General features: G+C 61.2%; 17 protein-coding genes. 4 read left to right on the plus strand and 13 right to left on the minus strand.

The window, feature by feature from the left end; all coding sequences use genetic code 11:
- Window positions 1–6: 6 nt before the first annotated feature.
- The 3 genes from AB8A50_RS28635 to AB8A50_RS28645 all read right to left on the minus strand — a co-directional run bounded on the left by AB8A50_RS28635 (window position 7) and on the right by AB8A50_RS28645 (window position 3,238).
- Window positions 7–327 carry a 4Fe-4S binding protein gene (locus tag AB8A50_RS28635; protein WP_439079715.1) on the minus strand — a complete coding sequence of 107 codons (321 nt, stop codon included), beginning with the start codon at window positions 325–327 and terminating at the stop codon, window positions 7–9.
- Window positions 324–1,943 (minus strand): FAD-binding protein, encoded by a 1,620-nt coding sequence (locus AB8A50_RS28640; RefSeq protein WP_439079716.1) that lies wholly within the window; start codon window positions 1,941–1,943, stop codon window positions 324–326. The genes AB8A50_RS28635 and AB8A50_RS28640 overlap by 4 nt, the downstream gene beginning before the upstream one ends.
- Before the next feature lie 359 nt (window positions 1,944–2,302).
- Complete coding sequence (locus AB8A50_RS28645; protein ID WP_439079717.1) at window positions 2,303–3,238, minus strand: GlxA family transcriptional regulator; 936 nt, start codon at window positions 3,236–3,238, stop codon at window positions 2,303–2,305.
- Window positions 3,239–3,329: 91 nt separating this feature from the next.
- Between AB8A50_RS28645 and AB8A50_RS28650 the strand changes: the two genes are divergently transcribed.
- Window positions 3,330–3,836 carry an isochorismatase family protein gene (locus AB8A50_RS28650; RefSeq protein ID WP_439079718.1) on the plus strand — a complete coding sequence of 169 codons (507 nt, stop codon included), beginning with the start codon at window positions 3,330–3,332 and terminating at the stop codon, window positions 3,834–3,836.
- Window positions 3,837–3,944: 108 nt separating this feature from the next.
- Here the strand turns inward: AB8A50_RS28650 and AB8A50_RS28655 are convergent, their stop codons facing one another.
- The 4 genes from AB8A50_RS28655 to AB8A50_RS28670 all read right to left on the minus strand — a co-directional run bounded on the left by AB8A50_RS28655 (window position 3,945) and on the right by AB8A50_RS28670 (window position 7,973).
- A complete protein-coding gene (locus AB8A50_RS28655; RefSeq protein ID WP_439079719.1) occupies window positions 3,945–5,516 on the minus strand; it encodes a CYTH and CHAD domain-containing protein in 1,572 nt (523 codons plus the stop codon).
- Between the two features lie 765 nt (window positions 5,517–6,281).
- Window positions 6,282–7,352: an LLM class flavin-dependent oxidoreductase gene (locus tag AB8A50_RS28660; protein WP_439079720.1), complete on the minus strand. Its 1,071-nt coding sequence runs from the start codon at window positions 7,350–7,352 to the stop codon at window positions 6,282–6,284.
- 58 nt (window positions 7,353–7,410) lie between these two features.
- Window positions 7,411–7,563: a hypothetical protein gene (locus AB8A50_RS28665; RefSeq protein ID WP_439079721.1), complete on the minus strand. Its 153-nt coding sequence runs from the start codon at window positions 7,561–7,563 to the stop codon at window positions 7,411–7,413.
- A 194-nt stretch (window positions 7,564–7,757) separates the two neighbouring features.
- Window positions 7,758–7,973, minus strand: coding sequence for a hypothetical protein (locus AB8A50_RS28670; RefSeq protein ID WP_120288756.1), 216 nt, complete (start codon window positions 7,971–7,973; stop codon window positions 7,758–7,760).
- A gap of 559 nt (window positions 7,974–8,532) precedes the next feature.
- On the opposite strand from AB8A50_RS28670, the gene epsC reads away from it, so the two are divergent.
- Entirely contained in the window at window positions 8,533–9,477 is a 945-nt protein-coding gene (gene epsC, locus AB8A50_RS28675; RefSeq protein WP_439079722.1) for a serine O-acetyltransferase EpsC, read from the plus strand.
- Between the two features lie 102 nt (window positions 9,478–9,579).
- On the opposite strand, the gene AB8A50_RS28680 is transcribed toward epsC, so the two are convergent.
- The 5 genes from AB8A50_RS28680 to AB8A50_RS28700 all read right to left on the minus strand — a co-directional run bounded on the left by AB8A50_RS28680 (window position 9,580) and on the right by AB8A50_RS28700 (window position 14,199).
- Window positions 9,580–10,389, minus strand: coding sequence for a MetQ/NlpA family ABC transporter substrate-binding protein (locus AB8A50_RS28680; protein WP_439079723.1), 810 nt, complete (start codon window positions 10,387–10,389; stop codon window positions 9,580–9,582).
- A 68-nt stretch (window positions 10,390–10,457) separates the two neighbouring features.
- On the minus strand, window positions 10,458–11,678 hold the full coding sequence (locus AB8A50_RS28685; RefSeq protein ID WP_439079724.1) for an acyl-CoA dehydrogenase: 1,221 nt from the start codon (window positions 11,676–11,678) through the stop codon (window positions 10,458–10,460).
- Window positions 11,679–11,728: 50 nt separating this feature from the next.
- Window positions 11,729–12,739: an NrtA/SsuA/CpmA family ABC transporter substrate-binding protein gene (locus AB8A50_RS28690; RefSeq protein ID WP_439079725.1), complete on the minus strand. Its 1,011-nt coding sequence runs from the start codon at window positions 12,737–12,739 to the stop codon at window positions 11,729–11,731.
- Between the two features lie 24 nt (window positions 12,740–12,763).
- Window positions 12,764–13,477 (minus strand): ABC transporter ATP-binding protein, encoded by a 714-nt coding sequence (locus AB8A50_RS28695; RefSeq protein WP_093759204.1) that lies wholly within the window; start codon window positions 13,475–13,477, stop codon window positions 12,764–12,766.
- Complete coding sequence (locus AB8A50_RS28700; protein ID WP_439080052.1) at window positions 13,474–14,199, minus strand: ABC transporter permease subunit; 726 nt, start codon at window positions 14,197–14,199, stop codon at window positions 13,474–13,476. The genes AB8A50_RS28695 and AB8A50_RS28700 overlap by 4 nt, the downstream gene beginning before the upstream one ends.
- A gap of 513 nt (window positions 14,200–14,712) precedes the next feature.
- Here AB8A50_RS28700 and AB8A50_RS28705 point away from each other — a divergent pair.
- A complete protein-coding gene (locus AB8A50_RS28705; protein WP_439079726.1) occupies window positions 14,713–15,786 on the plus strand; it encodes an LLM class flavin-dependent oxidoreductase in 1,074 nt (357 codons plus the stop codon).
- Between the two features lie 141 nt (window positions 15,787–15,927).
- On the opposite strand, the gene AB8A50_RS28710 is transcribed toward AB8A50_RS28705, so the two are convergent.
- Entirely contained in the window at window positions 15,928–16,131 is a 204-nt protein-coding gene (locus tag AB8A50_RS28710; RefSeq protein ID WP_439079727.1) for a hypothetical protein, read from the minus strand.
- A 368-nt stretch (window positions 16,132–16,499) separates the two neighbouring features.
- Between AB8A50_RS28710 and AB8A50_RS28715 the strand changes: the two genes are divergently transcribed.
- Window positions 16,500–17,342 (plus strand): CmcJ/NvfI family oxidoreductase, encoded by an 843-nt coding sequence (locus AB8A50_RS28715; RefSeq protein ID WP_439079728.1) that lies wholly within the window; start codon window positions 16,500–16,502, stop codon window positions 17,340–17,342.
- The last annotated feature ends 9 nt before the right edge of the window (window positions 17,343–17,351 follow it).

Here is a 17,351-nt window from a genome sequence, read left to right on the forward strand (position 1 = left end):
GTATTGTCAGTGGCCAAATAGCCGATAGCTGTGATCGATGCCGCGCTGATCCCGTGTTTCCTTGGTCCAGCCGATGGCGCGTCGATAACTGCCGAGTGCGTCGGTCTGCTTGAGCTCCGCGGCTTCGAGGCTGACTGATACATCCGCGAAGGGTGAGACGTAGAGCGAGTCCTCAGGGCAATACAGTTCGCACATGAAGCAGGTCTGGCAATCGTCCTGCCGGGCGATGACGGGCACGCCTTCGGTCTTGTCGAACACATTTGTCGGGCAGACACGGACGCAGATATTGCAGGAAGTGCAAGTTTCGGAATCGATGACCTCGATCATTCGGCAGCCTCCGCAAGAGATGCTTCGGCGTGCGGACGGGTAGCTGTCCAGACCTCATCGAGGCCGCCGGTGGTGATGTAATGGCGCTGCGACGGATCCTGCGCGGGGAAGTCGTCTCGCCGATGCATGCCACGGGTTTCCTTGCGCGCCAGCGCGCTGCGATACATCCAGCGTGCCGTCGCCAGCATAGCGGCGCTTTCGCGCGCGCGGACCGCGTCGATGCCCGACACAGCGCCTGCCTTGGTGGCGTCGTGCCAGAGTGTGTCCAGGCGCGCGAGCGATGCAGTCAGGCGACCAGCTTCGCGGAAATAGTTGATCTCATACGGGAAGACCTCGTTCTGCACGGCTGTGGCAAGCGCCGCGCCGTTCAATGTCGGGCGCGTGCTTTCCTGCAGGCCCACGGTGCCGGCGCCCGTTGCGTTCCGGCGGATGCGGCGCGTGCCCTTGACGTAACGTGCCGCGCCCTGGCCCGACCAGTAGCCCGATGACATGGCCCAGGCCGCATTGTGGCTGCCGCCTCCAGTGAAGCCGCCGCAAATGAGCTCGCGCGTCGCGGCATCGCCGGCGGCATAGAGGCCGGGCACGGTGGTGGCGCAGCTGTCATCGACGATGCGCAGGCCGCCGGTGCCGCGGATCGTGCCTTCGAGACGCAGCGTGACCGGAAAGCGCTGGGTGAAAGGATCGAGTCCCGTGCGGTCATAAGGCAGGAAGAAGTTCGGCTGCGAAGCGCGCATGGCCTCCTGAATGTCGGCATCGGCCTTGTCGAGCTGCGCATAGACGGGACCCTGCAGCAATGCGCGCGCGATGGCCGAGCGGCCACCCTTCGACGCAGCACCCGGCACCGGCGTCCCATCCTCATAGGTGAAGGTGCCCCAGCCGAAGAACAGCGTTTTGGTCACCGATCCGAATGCGCTCGATATCGCATAGGGATTGGAGAACTCCATGCTGGTCAGCTCGGCGCCGAGTTCGGCGGCCATCAGATATCCGTCACCGGTGAGAACGTTGGAGCCCAGCGTCTTGCTGAGGAAGGCGCAGCCACCCGTTGCGATGACGACGGCACCAGCGCGCACGCGCCATGGCTTTCCACTCTGGCGCTGCAGGCCGGCGGCGCCAGCGACGGCGCCGGCTTCATCGACCAGCAATTCCAGCGCTGGACTGTGATCCAGGATCGTGACACCTGCGGCCTTGGTGCGCTTGCGCATCAGCCGCATATATTCCGGCCCCTGCAGCGAGTTGCGCTGAGATCGGCCGCTGTCATCGGTCGGGTAGGGATAGCCCCATTCCGCGAGCCTGTTGCTCTGGTCGTAGGTGCGATCGAGGACGCGGGACATCCAGCGGCGATCCTGCAGATAGCCGCCCATCTTCTCGCGATTGGCCATGGCGGCCTCGCGCTTGTCGGGTGTTGGATCGATATACCAGACGCCGGTGCCGGATGGCGCTGTGGCGCCGGAGGTCCCGCAAAAACCCTTGTCGACGAGCACGACGCGCGCGCCTTCGCCGGCAGCGCTGATTGCCGCCCAAGTGCCGGCCGGGCCGCCGCCGAGCACCAGCACGTCGGCATCGAGCTCGACGCCGTCCGCTATGCGTGCATCGACGCGAGGCGCGTTGTCGCTCATTTCATGTCTCCGCTGCAAATCGAGATGCGCCCGCAAGGCGTCAGAAGCTGTCGTGAATGTTTGCCCACAACATTCGCTCTGGCAATTTCAGATATTGCTCCAAGCGGAGGACAAACACGCCGCAATGGCCCGGGGTGAAGAAAGAACTATCGCTTCTTTGAGAGACCGACGTCGCGATCAGCGATTGAGTGCGATCTTCGTTCAGCAAGAACAAGAATTTCATTTCGGCGAATGAACGTTATCGAAAACGATCGAGATGTTGCCGCTCTCATTGAGAGGCGAAAACTAGCTGCGTGTCATTGAGGCTCTAGAATGACGGAGCTCTTGCGATAGCCAGCTCCAGATCGATTGGTCCGCGATCAACCGACTTTCTGCCGCGCCATCCATTGCGTCGGCGTAAGCCCGAGCTCGGCACGAAATGCTGACCGCAATGCGTGCGCATCTGGAAATCCGCTGCGAAGGGCGACATCTTCCATGCCATGTACGCCGGATGTCAGCATCTCCTGGGCGCGCGACAGACGCACCTGTTTCAGCCATTGTCCAAGGCTGCCGCCGATCCGCGAGCGGATATGACGCGACAGGCTTCGGCGGCTCATGCCGGCACGCTCCGCCAGTTCGTCGAGCGACGGCGTCCGGGTCGGATCTGCGCGCAGCCCTTCCAGAATTTCGGTGACGCGCCGATCGGAGGACGATCCGATCGCCGGCCGCTCAAGCACCTGCGGTTGCTGGCCCGAGCGTTGCGGCGCAAGGACGAGGTGACGGGCGACGCGGTTGGCTTCGCCGAGTCCGGACATGCGGGCGAGCAGATGCAGACAGCAGTCCAGCCCGGATGCAATACCTGCCGAGGTCAATATTTGCCCTTCGTCGATAAAGAGCGCGCCGGCATCGACATCGACTGTGGGATAACGTAGCGCAAACGTTTTCGCTTGAGCCCAGTGCGTTGTCGCGCGGCGTCCATGGAGTAAGCCGGCTTCGGCGAGACCAAAGGCTCCAAGGCAAAGACCGACGACGATCGCCCCGCGTTCGCCTGCCATTTGCACTTCCGCGATGATATCCGACGGCAGCGGCTCGTCGACCTTCCGCCAGCCCGGCAGGATCACAACATCTGCCTCGCGGGCCGCCTCTAACGGATAGCTCGCCTCGATCGTCAATCCGCCTGTGGTGTTTAGACGAGGGTCGTTCGAACAGACGTCGATCCGATGACTGCTGGCCAGGAACGGCTCGCCGAACACTGCGAGCGGCGTCGACAGCATGAACGGACTGATGTGATCGTAGGCGAGGACGGCAATTCGCATTGGCCCGATCTACACCAAAAATGTCCATCGGGCCACTGACAGACGCAGGTGCGTGCGGGTTAAAGGTCGCTGAAACCTTAGGAGCCTCATTATGACCCGCACGCTTCTCGTGATCGACGTCCAGAACGAATATTTCCCCGGTGGCCTGCTTCCACTATGGAATCCCGATGAAATTGAGGCCCGCATCGTGTCCGCCATCGCGCGGGCAAGAGCTTCAGGAGACAACGTCGTCCTCGTCCGACACGTGTCGAAGGCAGACGCCGGTTTATTCGCGGCAGGCGGTTCAGGCAGCGCGATCCGGCCAGCCGTTCTTGCTGCCGCAGCCGATGCTCCGATCGTCACCAAACAGTTCGCCGACGCTTTCCAGGAGACGGAACTATCGTCTCATTTAACGAAAACGGACGAACTGCTGATCTGTGGAATGATGACGCAGAACTGTGTTGTCTTCACCGCCTTATCGCGCGCGGCTGACGACCTCTCGGTCCGGGTCATTGGTGAACTCTGCAGTGCTCCAACTGAGACAGTTCACAATATCGCGTTAAACGCTCTGGGATCGAAGGGGCTTATCGCTAGCGTAACGGACCTGTGGAGCTCGTGAGCTATCGACAGATAGTCCTGTCAATCCAGTGGCGTCATTTCGTGCTCAGAAAGTGATGGCACCGATCACGGTTCAATAGCGCCGCTTTCCAGCAATCCTGAAGGTACTTTACCGGCTCCAGAATGCCGGCGTCGCCTTGAAGCGCCGCCATTTCTTGCGCAGCGTTTTCGCGGCCGCAATGTCGTCGCGGGCCTGCCAGCCGGTGACCGTGCCGATGGCGAGGTGAAGCGCGGCCTGACCGTCCTGCCTGACGGAACCGAGCAATCCGCGGATACTTGCGATGTCGCACACGCGTCCCAGACTCTTCTGGAGCCTGGCGAGCCGAGCCACGTAGCGCTTGGCGGGCGCGTGGCCGGCGTAAAGTGGCAAGAAGAATTCGGCCGCATAGCGCAGCCTCTTGAGCTGGATCCTGAGACTGTGCCGTGCAGCGGTGTCGAGCTGCCGGAAGTGCGTGCCACGCTTGCGCACCTTGCGCTGCTGTCGCGCCAGAATTTTGTCGGCGAGCGCCGGCATCGGCTGCGACAGGACAGCCAGCGCATCGCTGTCGATATCGTTGCGCCAGCAGCGGCGCTCGACCCAGTGCCCGAGCGAAAGCAGAAAACGGCTGTAGCGCGGATCGTCGAGAACCGCTTGCAGGCTGCCATAGCTCGACTTGCGCTGCCGCTCGATTGTCTCGCGCAAGCCGCCGAAGTCGACCTCCGGCGTCGTCGTCGCCACGCGAGAAACGATCGTGGTGGCGAAAACGTCCCAATCGCGGGTTCGGCCGAGCTGTCGCATCAGCCATCTCGCTTCGCTGTTGATCGCCTCGAACGAGGGCGATGGAATCTCGCGCCGGAACAGCGCACAGATCGTGCGCAAACGGCGCAGAGCGATGCGCATCTGGTGCACGCCTTCGGGGTCGGATCCTTCCTTTGCCACCGCATGATTGCGCAGGAGATGATGCCAGCAGGCGCCCCCCAGCAGCGCAATGACATCGTCAACCGCGTGCTCGGCAGTGATGTTGACGGGCTCGGCTTTCACCGCCGGTTGCACGACGTCGAACGCAAGCGCATAGCCGCGTTCCGCCTTGCTCCGTGTGCCGACCTGCAGCGGCGCGGCATCGAGCAACTGCGTTCCAAGATCAAACAGCGCGCCAGCGTTGCCGCTCTTCAATTCGAGCTCGATCTCGGACAGGACTTCTTGACGCGTACCGACCTCTATAGTCCCCACGTCGAAGGCGACTTCAACTGACGCATCAGGCAGATCGAGCTGCCGTGCATGCCGGCGAACTCTTGTCGCAAACGCCGGCACGAGCGCATCGAGCGTAAGCGTCGTCACCGGATCTCCGATCTCGGCGACAGGAAGCCGCGCCAGATCGGGAGTCATGCCGTCAACCGATGTTTCCCACTGCCGTCGCGCCAATGGCCGCCCGATGTCGGGCAGAAGCTTCAATGTCTGAATGAAATGCTTGCCGCTGCGTCGCACGCGCAGCGACATGCCGCGTTGAAACAGCGCTCTCTCCGGCGTGTCGTAATAAATTGTCTCCAGCCGGCGGACCACGCCGCGATTGCGCGCATACTGCACGATGACGGGAATCTCGCGCAGTTTTTCGAGGATAGCTTGCGGCGCCAGCAGCTTAAGTTCGATTTCCGCCTGTTCACCCGGTCGTACAGCAATTGCTGCGCCAGCAGAATCGGGCACGATTGGCTGCTGGGCGTTCAATGGTAACTCCATCGGAAGCACGCATCATATTTTATGACACTAGCAAGACATGCCCAAGATGGCGATGGAATGACGCGGTAAATTACGACGGAAATTTCCGGATCGATCGGGACCAGCGGGACTCAGGGCTGTTCGAATGGTGCGAACGCCCACATTCGTGAAAAGCAAAACGCTGCCTCAGTTGGCGGCCTTAGTTTGCTTTTCGCTTGGCGGTTTGATCGGGGTCTGCGGTACGGGACCGGTCACGACTGGAGATGATCTACCATTGGACAGCTTATCATCGGAGGCGTGACTTCTGATTGTCTCGAGCACCAGAAAAAACTTCTCGGCAAGCATGGCAGTAACCTCGCTGGCGAAAGTATCTCCATCATTAGTTGAGTCGAGTTGCTGAAAACTCAATCACTTACGGCAGCCCGCCGCAATTAAATTTGCGCGCCAGAGTATCGCGAACGGGGCAGCGATATCCGCCTAGTTTACCTCGTCGGAGCGAAAGCGATCCGGCGGAAGCCGGCGCTGCATTCCGGACGGGCTACATCGTCCTTCTGGAAGCGGGACTGGGCCGCAAGCGGCCCTCGGCACGATTGAGCCTAAAGGCGCTCCCATAAATTATATAATGATATCAATTATATAATGCGCGTCTTCTTCAGGCGTATCGAGCGCAAGATCAAGGTAGCAATAGGCTGGTTCGAACAGGACAGAGAATGATGGTGCCAATCCGGATCAGGACGGATGGTGCCGTGCAAATCAATCTCGAAGCAAGGGCAGGAGTATTTTGCCTTGCCGTTCGATCTCCGCCAGATAGGGCGTGTCGGACAGGATGAAATACTTGATTCCAAGATCGCGGTATTTCTGCAGCGAACTGGCCACTTCGGATGCCGAACCGACCAGCCAGGTGGTGCCGGCGCCGGCTGCGCCGAATTTTCCTGGTGCCGTATAGAGATTGTCGTCAAGGACGTCGCCGCGGGCCTGCAGGTCGAGCAGTCGTCGTTGGCCGATGGCGACTGCAGGGCCGTGGTCGTTCCAGCCCGCGCCTGCTTTCTGCGCCATGTCGGCAACCTTGGCTTCCGCCGCAGCCCAGGCTTCGGCGGAGCTCTCCCGGACAAGCGTCGTGATCCTGAGTCCAAACTCAAGGGGCGGGAGATCCCGATCAAGGCGCTGACTTAAGCTCTTGAGCCGTTCGATGCGCTGTTTGACGTCGCCAAGCGGTTCGCCCCAGAACAGCTGGACATCGGCTTCAGTTGCGGCGACGTGCTCGGCCGCGTCCGACGCCCCGCCGAAATACAGCTTCGGATGTCGGCGATTGCCGCGCTGGAGTATGCGCGGCGCCGCGGTCGAGTCTGAAACGCAAAAATGTGCGCCGGAATAGGTGACGTTTTCTTCGGTCCACAGCCGCCGGACGATGCGCATGAACTCCTTGGTCCGCGCATATCGCTGCGACGAGTCGGCTTCGTCATCCCCATAAGCCGCCAGATTGTCCTTGCCGGAGACGATATTGATGCGAACCCGGCCACCGCTCAATTGATCCAGTGTGGCTGCGGCAGATGCAAAATGCGCCGGCTGCCAATAGCCGGGACGGATTGCTATCAGCGGCTCGAAACGCGTCGTTCGGGCCGCCAGCACTGACGCGACGGTGAATGTGTCCGGCCTTCCCCAGCCGGTTCCGATCAGCGCGCCTTGCCACCCATGACGTTCCAGCGCTTGCGCCTGATCGGCAAGCGTCTCGACGCTGTTGTGGTTTGGATCGACGACATCGCCGCGGTGACCTGCCTTCACGTCATTCGGGATGTACCAAAGAAACTCCGAACGATCGCTCATGATGTCCTCTGACGATGGGATCGCATTTTTGCGTGCGACTCACCGTCCCGTGCCGTTATCAAAATGGGCGCACCGATGTCGCGCCGAACACGATGGCTGCGATTAGCGCAAATGCGCCGTAAACGGCAGCCGTGTGCAGGCGCACCGCTGTGCGGTCCGACGACGCGCGCGCACGGTTATGCAACCGGGCTTCCGCGGATAGTTCACGCATCATCTTTCTCCAACGCGACATTTGCAGATAACAAGGCGATAAATCCGGTCTACGCAAGCGCGTGCCAGAAATAATGATGATCAGCACGCCGGTGCGTTCCGGCGTGGAGTAATATTCTCCATGCCGTCTGCGCCGGGCAATTTTGTTCGTTCGACGCTGATTGTCATTCTGGTCGAGCGAGGACAGTCTCGAACTCAGCGAGCCGTGACGATACGGTACTGGCTAGCTTTGTGACTTCGCTGGTCCATGAGTGCCTTCGCCGCGCGTTCCGCTGCACGGGCCGATCCGAAATGGTCGCCTTCGAGCGTGTCGAAGGCAGGCTCGGATGAAAAGAAACGAAATCCGCGCTCTTCGGCGACGACGATTCCGGCAGTACGATTGAAGACTTCGATGACATAGGCATTGGACATGCGCGTTCTGTTCGCCGCCGAGGCAGCGATCCTATCGGTGAGTGATGGGATGTTCGGTGTGAGCCGTTACGCTGGAATCAACAACACGCGCCGGTGGCCGCGGACACGCAGCGGCGGGTTACGCGCTTGCGCAACTGGCTCACTACTGTTGTCTCATATGCGGTCATTGCAGGCATTCCGAAGTGCATAATCTGTGTGAGGAATATCCGACGTCGGCGTTCGTTCGTCAATGAAATGGCCATCTAAATTTATCGGCGCCGCAATGACGACGATGCTGCGCGCAGGCATGTGCGGCGAATGAACGGCCGTTTGGCGACGGCAGCAGCCATCCGATCACGGTAAAATCGTTCCGCCGTGCAGCTTGCACAGGCTTGGGAGCTGCGCGCACGCTGGTTCAGTGCCCGACCGCGATCGTGTCGGAAGCGAAGGGCACGTGACGTGAGGTCGGTGCGTGAGAAGGAAGCATGGACGTATCGAAAATGCTGCACTTTTGGAATTCCTTGTCCTCGGCTCATGAGTCACAGTTGCAGCTGCATGAGATCGCAACAGGGGAGCCGCGATGTCGAGGGTTGCCGAGGACGTCAAACAAGACACAGATCGGGACGGTCCGGCGCCACTTTGGGACCTGGGTACGATCGTTGCCGGGCTGCGCGAGTCCCGCGACGTTGCCCATAATATCTGGCAGCGTGGGCCGAGCAGACGGGCGCCGTCGCGCGAGGCCCTCGCGGAGGTGCTCAAGAGCCTCACCGAGGCGTTGTTCCCCCGGCATTACGGCCGTTCCGATTTCGGCACCGAAAGCATCGACGCATTTGTCGAAGGCAAACTGGGCGCTGCGCTGGATGGCTTGCTTGAGCAAGTCTACCGCGGGCAGACTTTCGTTTCCGACGGCGCACCGACCGAGCGACATTTCGAGGATGCTGTTGCGTTGACGCGCGACTTCGCCGCCCGGCTGCCGGAGATCCGAGGCAGGCTGGTCAGCGATCTCAGGGCCGCCTTCGTGGGAGATCCTGCTGCGACGAGCTTTCCCGAAATCCTGATTGGCTATCCCGGCATGGTGGCAATCATCCATCACCGCGTCGCGCACCTGCTCTACAATCTCGGGGCGACGATGGTGGCGCGGCTGATCGCCGAGCTGGCGCATAGCGCAACGGGAATCGACATTCACCCGGGCGCGCGTCTTGGCGCCAGCATCTTCATCGACCATGGCACCGGCGTCGTGATCGGCGAAACTGCCATCGTCGGCGATCGCGTCCGAATCTATCAGGCGGTAACGCTTGGAGCCCGGCACTTCCCCACCGATCACGAGGGCAAGGCCATCAAGGGCAATGCGCGCCATCCGATCATCGAGGACGATGTCATCATCTATGCGGGCGCGACCATTCTGGGACGCATCGTGGTCGGAAGCGGCTCCACCATCGGCGGCAATGTCTGGTTGACCGAAGACGTACCGCCCAACAGTTTCGTGACGCAGGCATCGGTGCGCAGCAAGATCAGCCCGCGATGATGGTTGGATAGCCGGCCCGCTGCCGCTGTCGCGACAGGCGCGGCCCGTGGTCGGGCCATGCCATATCGCGTCAGGGATCGGCGAGCTGCCCTACCGTTGGGATTACCAGGCGGCGAGGATCGAGCCGTTGAACTTGGTGCGGATGAAATCCTTCACCGGCTGCGAACGATAGATCGAGATGAATTTCTTGATCTGCGAATCGTCCTTGCGATCGTCACGCACGGCGAAGACGAGGGTATAGTATGGCTTGGCTTCGACAACGCTGGTCTCGGCCGCAAGCGCCTTGTTGAGGTCCAGGCCGGCGAGATAGGCGTAGTTGGACGACACAAAGGCGGCAGCCACGTCATCGAGAGACCGCGGCAACTGGGCCGCGTCGATTTCAACGATCTGCAGCTTCTTCGGATTTTCAGTCACATCGAGAATGCTCGCCGAGAGGCCAGCATCGGTCTTCAACTTGAGCAGTCCAGCGGTCTGAAACAGCAACAATGCGCGCGCTGCATTGGTCGGATCGTTGGGGATGGCGATCTTGGCCCCGTCGGGAATGTCGGAGGCCTTGGTGTATTTCTTGGAGAAGACGCCGGCCGGCACCAGGATCGATTCATCGAGGGCGGAGAGCTTGTAACCGCGCGCCTTCGATTGATTGGCGAGATAGAAGCGGTGCTGGAAGTTGTTGAGGTCGATGTCGCCTGCCTGCAGCGCTGCATTGGGCTGGTTCCAGTCGCTGAACTCGATGATCTCCGCCTTCAATCCCTCTTTCTCGGAAAGCCGCGCGGCCTCGCGAAGAATGTCACCATAGGGCCCTGCCGAAACGCCGACCTTGAGCGGCTTGTCGGCGGCGTTGGCCTGCAAGGCGGGTAATGACAGTGCAAGCGCTGAAAGGGAGAGAATGAGAAATCGAGATGCAGCTTTCATGATGTATCCAGGTTGGGAATGAAGTGAATGTATCGCGCTCGCTACGACGGCGCAGCCTTCCGGATGACCTAGAAGAAGCCCTTGGCCGGCAGCGGCGTGCCGTTGATCTCATAGGCGCCGATCGCCTGTGCCTTGTAGGTCACCGGGTTGTGCGACGACAGCGTCCGCGCATTGCGCCAGTGACGGTCGAGGTTGTCGGACTTCTTGGTCGCGGATGCGCCGCCGGCATCGAACAACAGGCTGCCACTGCGGATGGCCAGTTCGTCGACGACGATCTTGGCCTTGGACGATGCGAGGGCGGCATCCAGCGCCGGCTTGGTATCTTCCCGATCAGGGGCCTTGCTCGATACGTCAAGCGCATCGGCCGCGGCCAGCACGGTCGCTTCTGCCGCGAACGCGTTGCTTGCGATCTGGCCGACAGTCTGTTGCAGGATGGGGTCCTCGCGTGGGCGAAGCGTGGGCGCGTAATAGAAACTGCGCGCGCGCCGCCTGACCAGGTCGCTGGCGTCACGCAGGATGGCTGCGGCGATGCCGGCATTGATGGCCGTCAGGTAGAGTTGCGCGAACGTGTTCTGATAGGCGGCCCCATAACCGATATTGGGCTGATCGAAGATCAGTTCTGCCGCTTCCACCCGGACGTTGCGGAAATGCGTGGTTCCGCTTCCGGTCAGGCGCTGGCCCGAACCATCCCAGTCATCGACCAGCTCGATGCCCTCGCGCTTGACCGGAATGATCGTGGTCGCGAGTGCTTCATTGCCGTCCGCGACGCGCACCAGCACGTAGTCCGCATAGAGCGTGCCGGTGCTGTAATATTTGGTGCCGTTCAGGCGGTAGCCGTCGCCATCCGGCGTGACGGTGGTGGCGGGAGCGATGTCTCCCACCTGCGAGCTGCCCAGCTCGGTGGTGGCAAGGCCAATGATGGCGCCGGCCGCGACGTCGTCGCGCCACTTGCGATTCTGCGTGCTTGGCGGCGAGGCCAGCAGGCGCTCGACCACGCTATAGTGATTGCGCAGGATATGCGCGACATTGGCATCGGCTTCCGCCAGCCTGATGACCGTAGTGAGCAATTCTCGTACGGTACTGCCGCCGCCGCCGTCGGCTTTGGGAATGCGGAGCGCGCCGATCCGCGATCGGCGGATCAGCGCGATGATGTCGTAAGGCAGAACACGGTCGTGCTCGCGCTCTGCCTCGCCCTGCGCGATGTGATCAAACAATTGTTGCAGATCGGACGAGCCGATCCGGATCGGCTGCGACACGTCGAACGCGTGATGTGGTGTGGGCTTGTTCATGGGATTCCTTCTCGGCGATTCCGGTGGGAGGATCGAGCGGCGATAAAAACTTAAAGACTGGCCAGATGATCCGAGACGGTGACGGATTCGGGCAGGACCTTTCGCTCGGTCAGCCAGTTCGCTGCGGTTTGCAGTTCTCCGACGAATTTCTTGTCCGACACGGGGATGAGCGTGTAGTTGCGTTTGCGCTCGATGAACTGGTCTCGAATCCGGTCGTCATATTTCGCGACCTTCTGGATGAGATGCTCGGCGTCGGTGGTGTTCTTGTTGACCCACTGCGCTTCCTTCTCGTAGGCCGCGTTGAGCGCCCGCAGGATGGCCGGATTGTCCTTCGCGAATTTGCGCGCCGTCACGTAAGAGGAGAAGTCGATCTGGAACGGCAGGTCGCGTCCCTCAAGGAAGACGTCGTGAGCCTTGTAGTCCAGCCGCGCGATGTCGACGCCCGGCGACCACATCGACCAGGCATCCACCTTGCCGGATGCGAGTGCCGGCGCTGCGTCCGGCGGGTTGAGATAGACGAATTTCACCTTGGAGCGATCAACCTTGTGCTTCTCGAGCGCTGCGATGAGCAGGAATTCGCCAAGCCCGGAGCGGTTGACCGCGACCGACTTGCCGACAAGGTCCTCGACCTTGTTGATGCCGGAATCATCCTTGGCGATGATCGCCGTCGTGCGCGGCTCGTAGAGCACAAATTGGGTAAAGACGAGCGGCGAGCCGGCGATGATGGCCGCCAGCGCGGGCGTGGTGCTACCGCCAAAGCCAAAATCAGCACTGTCACCGGTCACTGCCTGCAAGGTCGGCGCGTGGTTCGGGAATGGGCCGAGCCATTCCACCTTGATGTCATGCTGGGCGAGTGCCTTCTCGAACTCGCCGCGTTCCTTCGCGATCAGCGTGAGGCCGTGATAGCCCCAGGTGAGACGGACCTTGTCGGTCTTTCGCCCGGTGCCTTGCGCGATGGCGTCGTCATGGCTCGCGAGATGAATGCCGGCATAGGCGCTGACACCAGCCATCGCGAGACTGAGAAAATCCCGGCGTGACGATGTGAAGAACGGATTTGACATGAGAAAACTTCCTGTGAGGTGGAATTAGGCGACCTGGAGATTGGTGGCGACGCCGAGTTCGCGAAGCAGTTGATCGCGGGATGCAGCCGGCCCGCCATGAGTGTCGGCGCGGTGCTCGGAGGCGATCACGCCGTTGCGCATCACCAGAATTCGGTCGGCCAGAGCAATCGCCTCATCGACGTCATGTGTAACGAGAAGAACGCCAGGCTGGTGGCGGGCGACCAGCTCCTTGACCAGCACATGCATGCGAATTCGCGTCAGCGCGTCCAGTGCTGCGAAGGGCTCGTCGAGCAATAGCAACCGGGGCTCCTGCACCAGCGCGCGGGCGAGGGCGACGCGCTGCGCCTGTCCGCCAGACAGATTACGCGGCCAGTCGTCCAGCCGGTCGCCGAGTCCGACCTCAACCAGAGCAGCGGCGGCGCGCTTGCGTGGATCCGCGCCGGGAAGACCGAGCGAGACATTCTGCCAGAGCGTATCCCAGGGCAGCAGGCGATGTTCCTGAAACACCACGGCAGGTCGCCCAGGCGCATCGATATGTCCGCCCTGGATCGGGTCGAGGCCGGCGAGGGCGCGCAGCAACGTCGTCTTACCGCAGCCGCTCTCACCGAGAAGTGCGACGAATTCACCGCGCCCGATGCGGAGATCCAGCCTGTCGATCACCACCCGCGGGCCATAGGCGCGCGTCAGGCCGCTCACGGTTACGGCGGTTTCGCTAGATGTCACGGATGTCGGGCTCATGATCGTGCGCCCTTGCCGTAGTTCGGATGCCAGGCGAGCAATTTGCGTTCGAGCAGCCGGGCGATGGAGTCGGCGGCAACGCCGATCAGCGCGTAGATCACGATGGTCAGCACGATCACGTCTGTGCGCAGGAATTCACGGGCGTCCATGGCCAGGAACCCGAGGCCTGATTGCGCGCCGACGGTCTCGGCCACCACAAGCGCCAGCCATGCCGTTGCCAGCGAATAGCGGACACCGGTGAGGATCGACGGCAGCGCGCCGGGCAGGATGATGCGCCGGATCAATTGCAGCGTGGACAGGCCCTGAACGCGGCCGAGCTCGATCAGCTTCGGATCAATCTGGCGAATGCCGAGCGTGGCGTTGATATAGATCGGAAAGGCGACGCCGAGCGAGACCAGAAAGATCTTCTGTCCCTCACCGACGCCGAACCAGACGATGACGAGCGGCACGAGGGCGAGGAACGGGATCGCGCGGATCATCTGCACGCTGCGATCGATCAATGCTTCCGCGATGCGCGAGAAGCCCACAAGCGTGCCGAGGATGAAGCCGATGCTGCCGCCGATTGCAAAGCCCGCGGCCGCACGCAGCAGGCTGACGCCGAGATCGTTCAGCAGCGAGCCCGACAAAGTCAGCTTCCACGCCGTGCGCAGCACCTTCGAAGGTGCAGGAAGCACTTGCGGCGACAGCCAACCGGCCTGCGCCAGCGCTTCCCATACAACCATGAGGACGACTGGCGCGATCCAGGACAGGACGATCAGATTTGGCTTCAGGCCGGGTTTGGCAATGGCGGAAGCGTTGCGCGCGGGTGTCGGCGTTGCGGGCGCGCGATACTCCTGTTGAATGACGTAGTCGACGTTGCTCACCCTGCCATCCATTGCTGCAGTTCTGAAATTCAGCGGAGATGATAGAGCAACAAAAAGCGCAGCGTCTTCGGTTTCTTCGGCGAAACCATTCTCCATGCGATATTAGATCAGTTTGATATCCGAGCGACGCGATTGAGAGGTGAACGATCTTTTGCAGTGCTTGTTTTTGGAAAATGAAGCTGCGTGTTGCCTTAAAATTTGATCGGCCCGAAGCGCAGTGGAATTTTCTTGTGGTGCTATGCGTCATGCGAAGAAGAAGTTTCTCGTTCGATCCGCGCTATTTTGCCGCCGATGTCATGAGTGCATGGCGGTGCTTGCATTGTCGTGTGCGGGTCGTCTTATAGCGAGAGCGACGTGAATATGAGGCAGACAATGAGCACGAATCCTCTTCGATTTGGCGTCTGGGCACCGGTGCATGGGCCACGGGCGTCGCATCATGATCCTGAAGAGCCGTATGATGCATCGTGGGAGCGCAACAAGGCGCTGGTCTTGCAGGCCGAGGCACTAGGTTACGATTCGACTCTGATTGCGCAGCACACCATCAATCCGCATCAGGAAGATCTCGACCAACTCGAGACCTGGAGCTCGGCAGCGGCGCTGGCTGCGCTGACCAGCCGGATCGAGATCATTGCGGCGATCAAGCCCTATCTGTTCCATCCGGTCGTACTCGCCAAGATGGCACTGCAGATCGAGAATATCAGCCGCGGCCGCTTTGCGCTCAATCTGGTCAATGCCTGGAACAAGCCCGAGCTGGAGAAGGCCGGTATCGGCTTTGCCGAGCATGACGATCGCTATGCCTATGGCAAGGAATGGATCTCGATCGTCGCGCAACTGACGAGCGGGGAACGGCTGACGCACAACGGCGAAAATTTCGACATCCGAGACTACGCGCTGCGGCCGAAGGACCTGTACCGCGCGCGGCCTGCGATCTATGTCGGCGGCGAGTCCGAGCCGGCGCGCGATCTGGTGGCAGCGCATGGCGATGTCTGGTTCATCAACGGCCAGCCGCTGGCCGATGTGGCAGCGCTGATCGCCAATGTGGCGGCACGACCGCGGGCCGGCGCACCGCTCCGTTTCGGCCTGTCTGCCTTCGTGATCGCGCGTGAGACGGACGCAGAAGCCGAGCGAGCGCATCAACGTCTGCTGGCATTGGCCGCGCAGGATGCGCCGATGAAGGCCATTCAGCGTGCCAATACCGATCCCAGGGTCGTGATGATGCAGACGATGCAGAAGTCACCGCGGGTCGGCACCAATGGCGGGACCGCTGCGGGTCTAGTGGGAAGCTACGATACGGTGGCCGCGCGCATTCGCGAATTCCACGTCGCCGGCATCGAGTTGTTCATGCTGCAATTCCAGCCATTGGAGAGCGAGATGCAGCGTTTCGCCGAACAAATCTTTCCGCGGGTGGAGAGGGAGGCAGCTTTACCGAAGGCCTCGCGCGGTTGAGTTGACACCGCGAGGCAGTGCTGCCGGAAGGCGTGATCTCCGTTTAGTGAAACCACCACACGAAAAGGCTGAGGAACGTCGCGTGTCCCAGTACCAAAGCGATCATCTTTCCGAGATACATGCCTTGGTCCCTTCTCCTGTCTACATGGCCGATGCGTTGTCTCTGACTGTATCGAGGCGGAGCGCCTGCAGGGCGCGATCGAGTTGCTGGGCTGGCGTCACTGTGGCTGCAGCATTCCGGAACATGTCAGGCTTGGGCTGATGGGCAGCGTGATAGGTCTCGACGACCGTCGCGAGCGCGAGAGCGCCTGCGATGGCAACGGCGAGAAGTGGCGGATGTGGCATCAATTCGACTCCTGAAGGCGCCCATTAACGCTCCACACAGCGCGCTTGGGAATTCCAAAGTTGGGCCGAACGGCTTCCAATCCTTCTTTCGGAGCATCGGTCATGAGGCGTAAATGCTTGCGGATGCAAGCGATGTCCTGCTTGCGTGGGAACGCCGACGCCGAACGTTGTTCACGATGATCGTGATCACAACATTAAACATCTTCAATCGATACCGATGCTGAAATCACATCATCCGTTTTCACGCTGACGGGAAATGACGTTCTTATTTGAAACGCCCCATTGGCGCGGTGGGTCTCCGGGATCAGATTGAACCAAATGGGCCGCATGAAATGTGTGATGAGCCCATATCAATCGGGAGAACCATCATGGGACTGCTCAACGAGAAGATCACGGCCGGTGCATTCGTCACCGCGGATCTGAACTACCTGGCACCGATCAATGGCCGCCCTCGTACCTACACATTCGATCCTCCGGCCGGCGAGCCGCGTTCCACTGCGGAGCCGGAGCCGCATGCGGTTGCGATCCATGATGCGCGACCGAGCATCGATCAGTGGTCGCTCGATGAACACGGCTTTGCGGTGGCGCACCAGCACAGCGCGGTCTCCGACTTCTACGACGACGAGAACGTCAAGGGCGTCTACTATCCCGAAGCCGAGAAGCTGCTCAAAGACATCACCGGCGCGAGCCGCGTCTTCATCTTCGATCGTACCGTGCGCAAGCGCGTCGATGGCGTCAATGACCGCGGCGAAGGCCCGCGCCAGCCAGTCGCCCGGGTGCATGTCGATCACACCGACAAATCGGGTCCGCAACGTGTCCGCGATCTACTCCCGGAGGATGCGGAAGAATTGCTCAAGGGGCGCGTGCAGATCATCAATCTGTGGCGTCCGATCCGTGGCCCGTTGAAGGATTCACCGCTGGCCGTCGCCGATGCGCGGACCGTTCGCTTTGACGAGTTGGTGGGATCGGATCTGGTCTATCAGCACCGGGTCGGTGAAACCTACGCGGTAAAATTCAATCCGCAGCATCGCTGGTACTACGTACCGGATATGACGCCCGACGAGATATTGCTGCTGAAGTGCTACGATTCGACCAAAGACGGCGTCGCACGTTTCGCTCCGCACACGGCCTTCGCCGATCCGACCGCGCCTGCGGATGCGCCGCCGCGCGAGAGCATCGAGCTGCGCGCGCTGGTGTTCCACGCGCCATAGGGCAGGTGA

This window comes from Tardiphaga sp. 841_E9_N1_2, assembly GCF_051811065.1.
Classification (GTDB): domain Bacteria; phylum Pseudomonadota; class Alphaproteobacteria; order Rhizobiales; family Xanthobacteraceae; genus Tardiphaga; species Tardiphaga robiniae.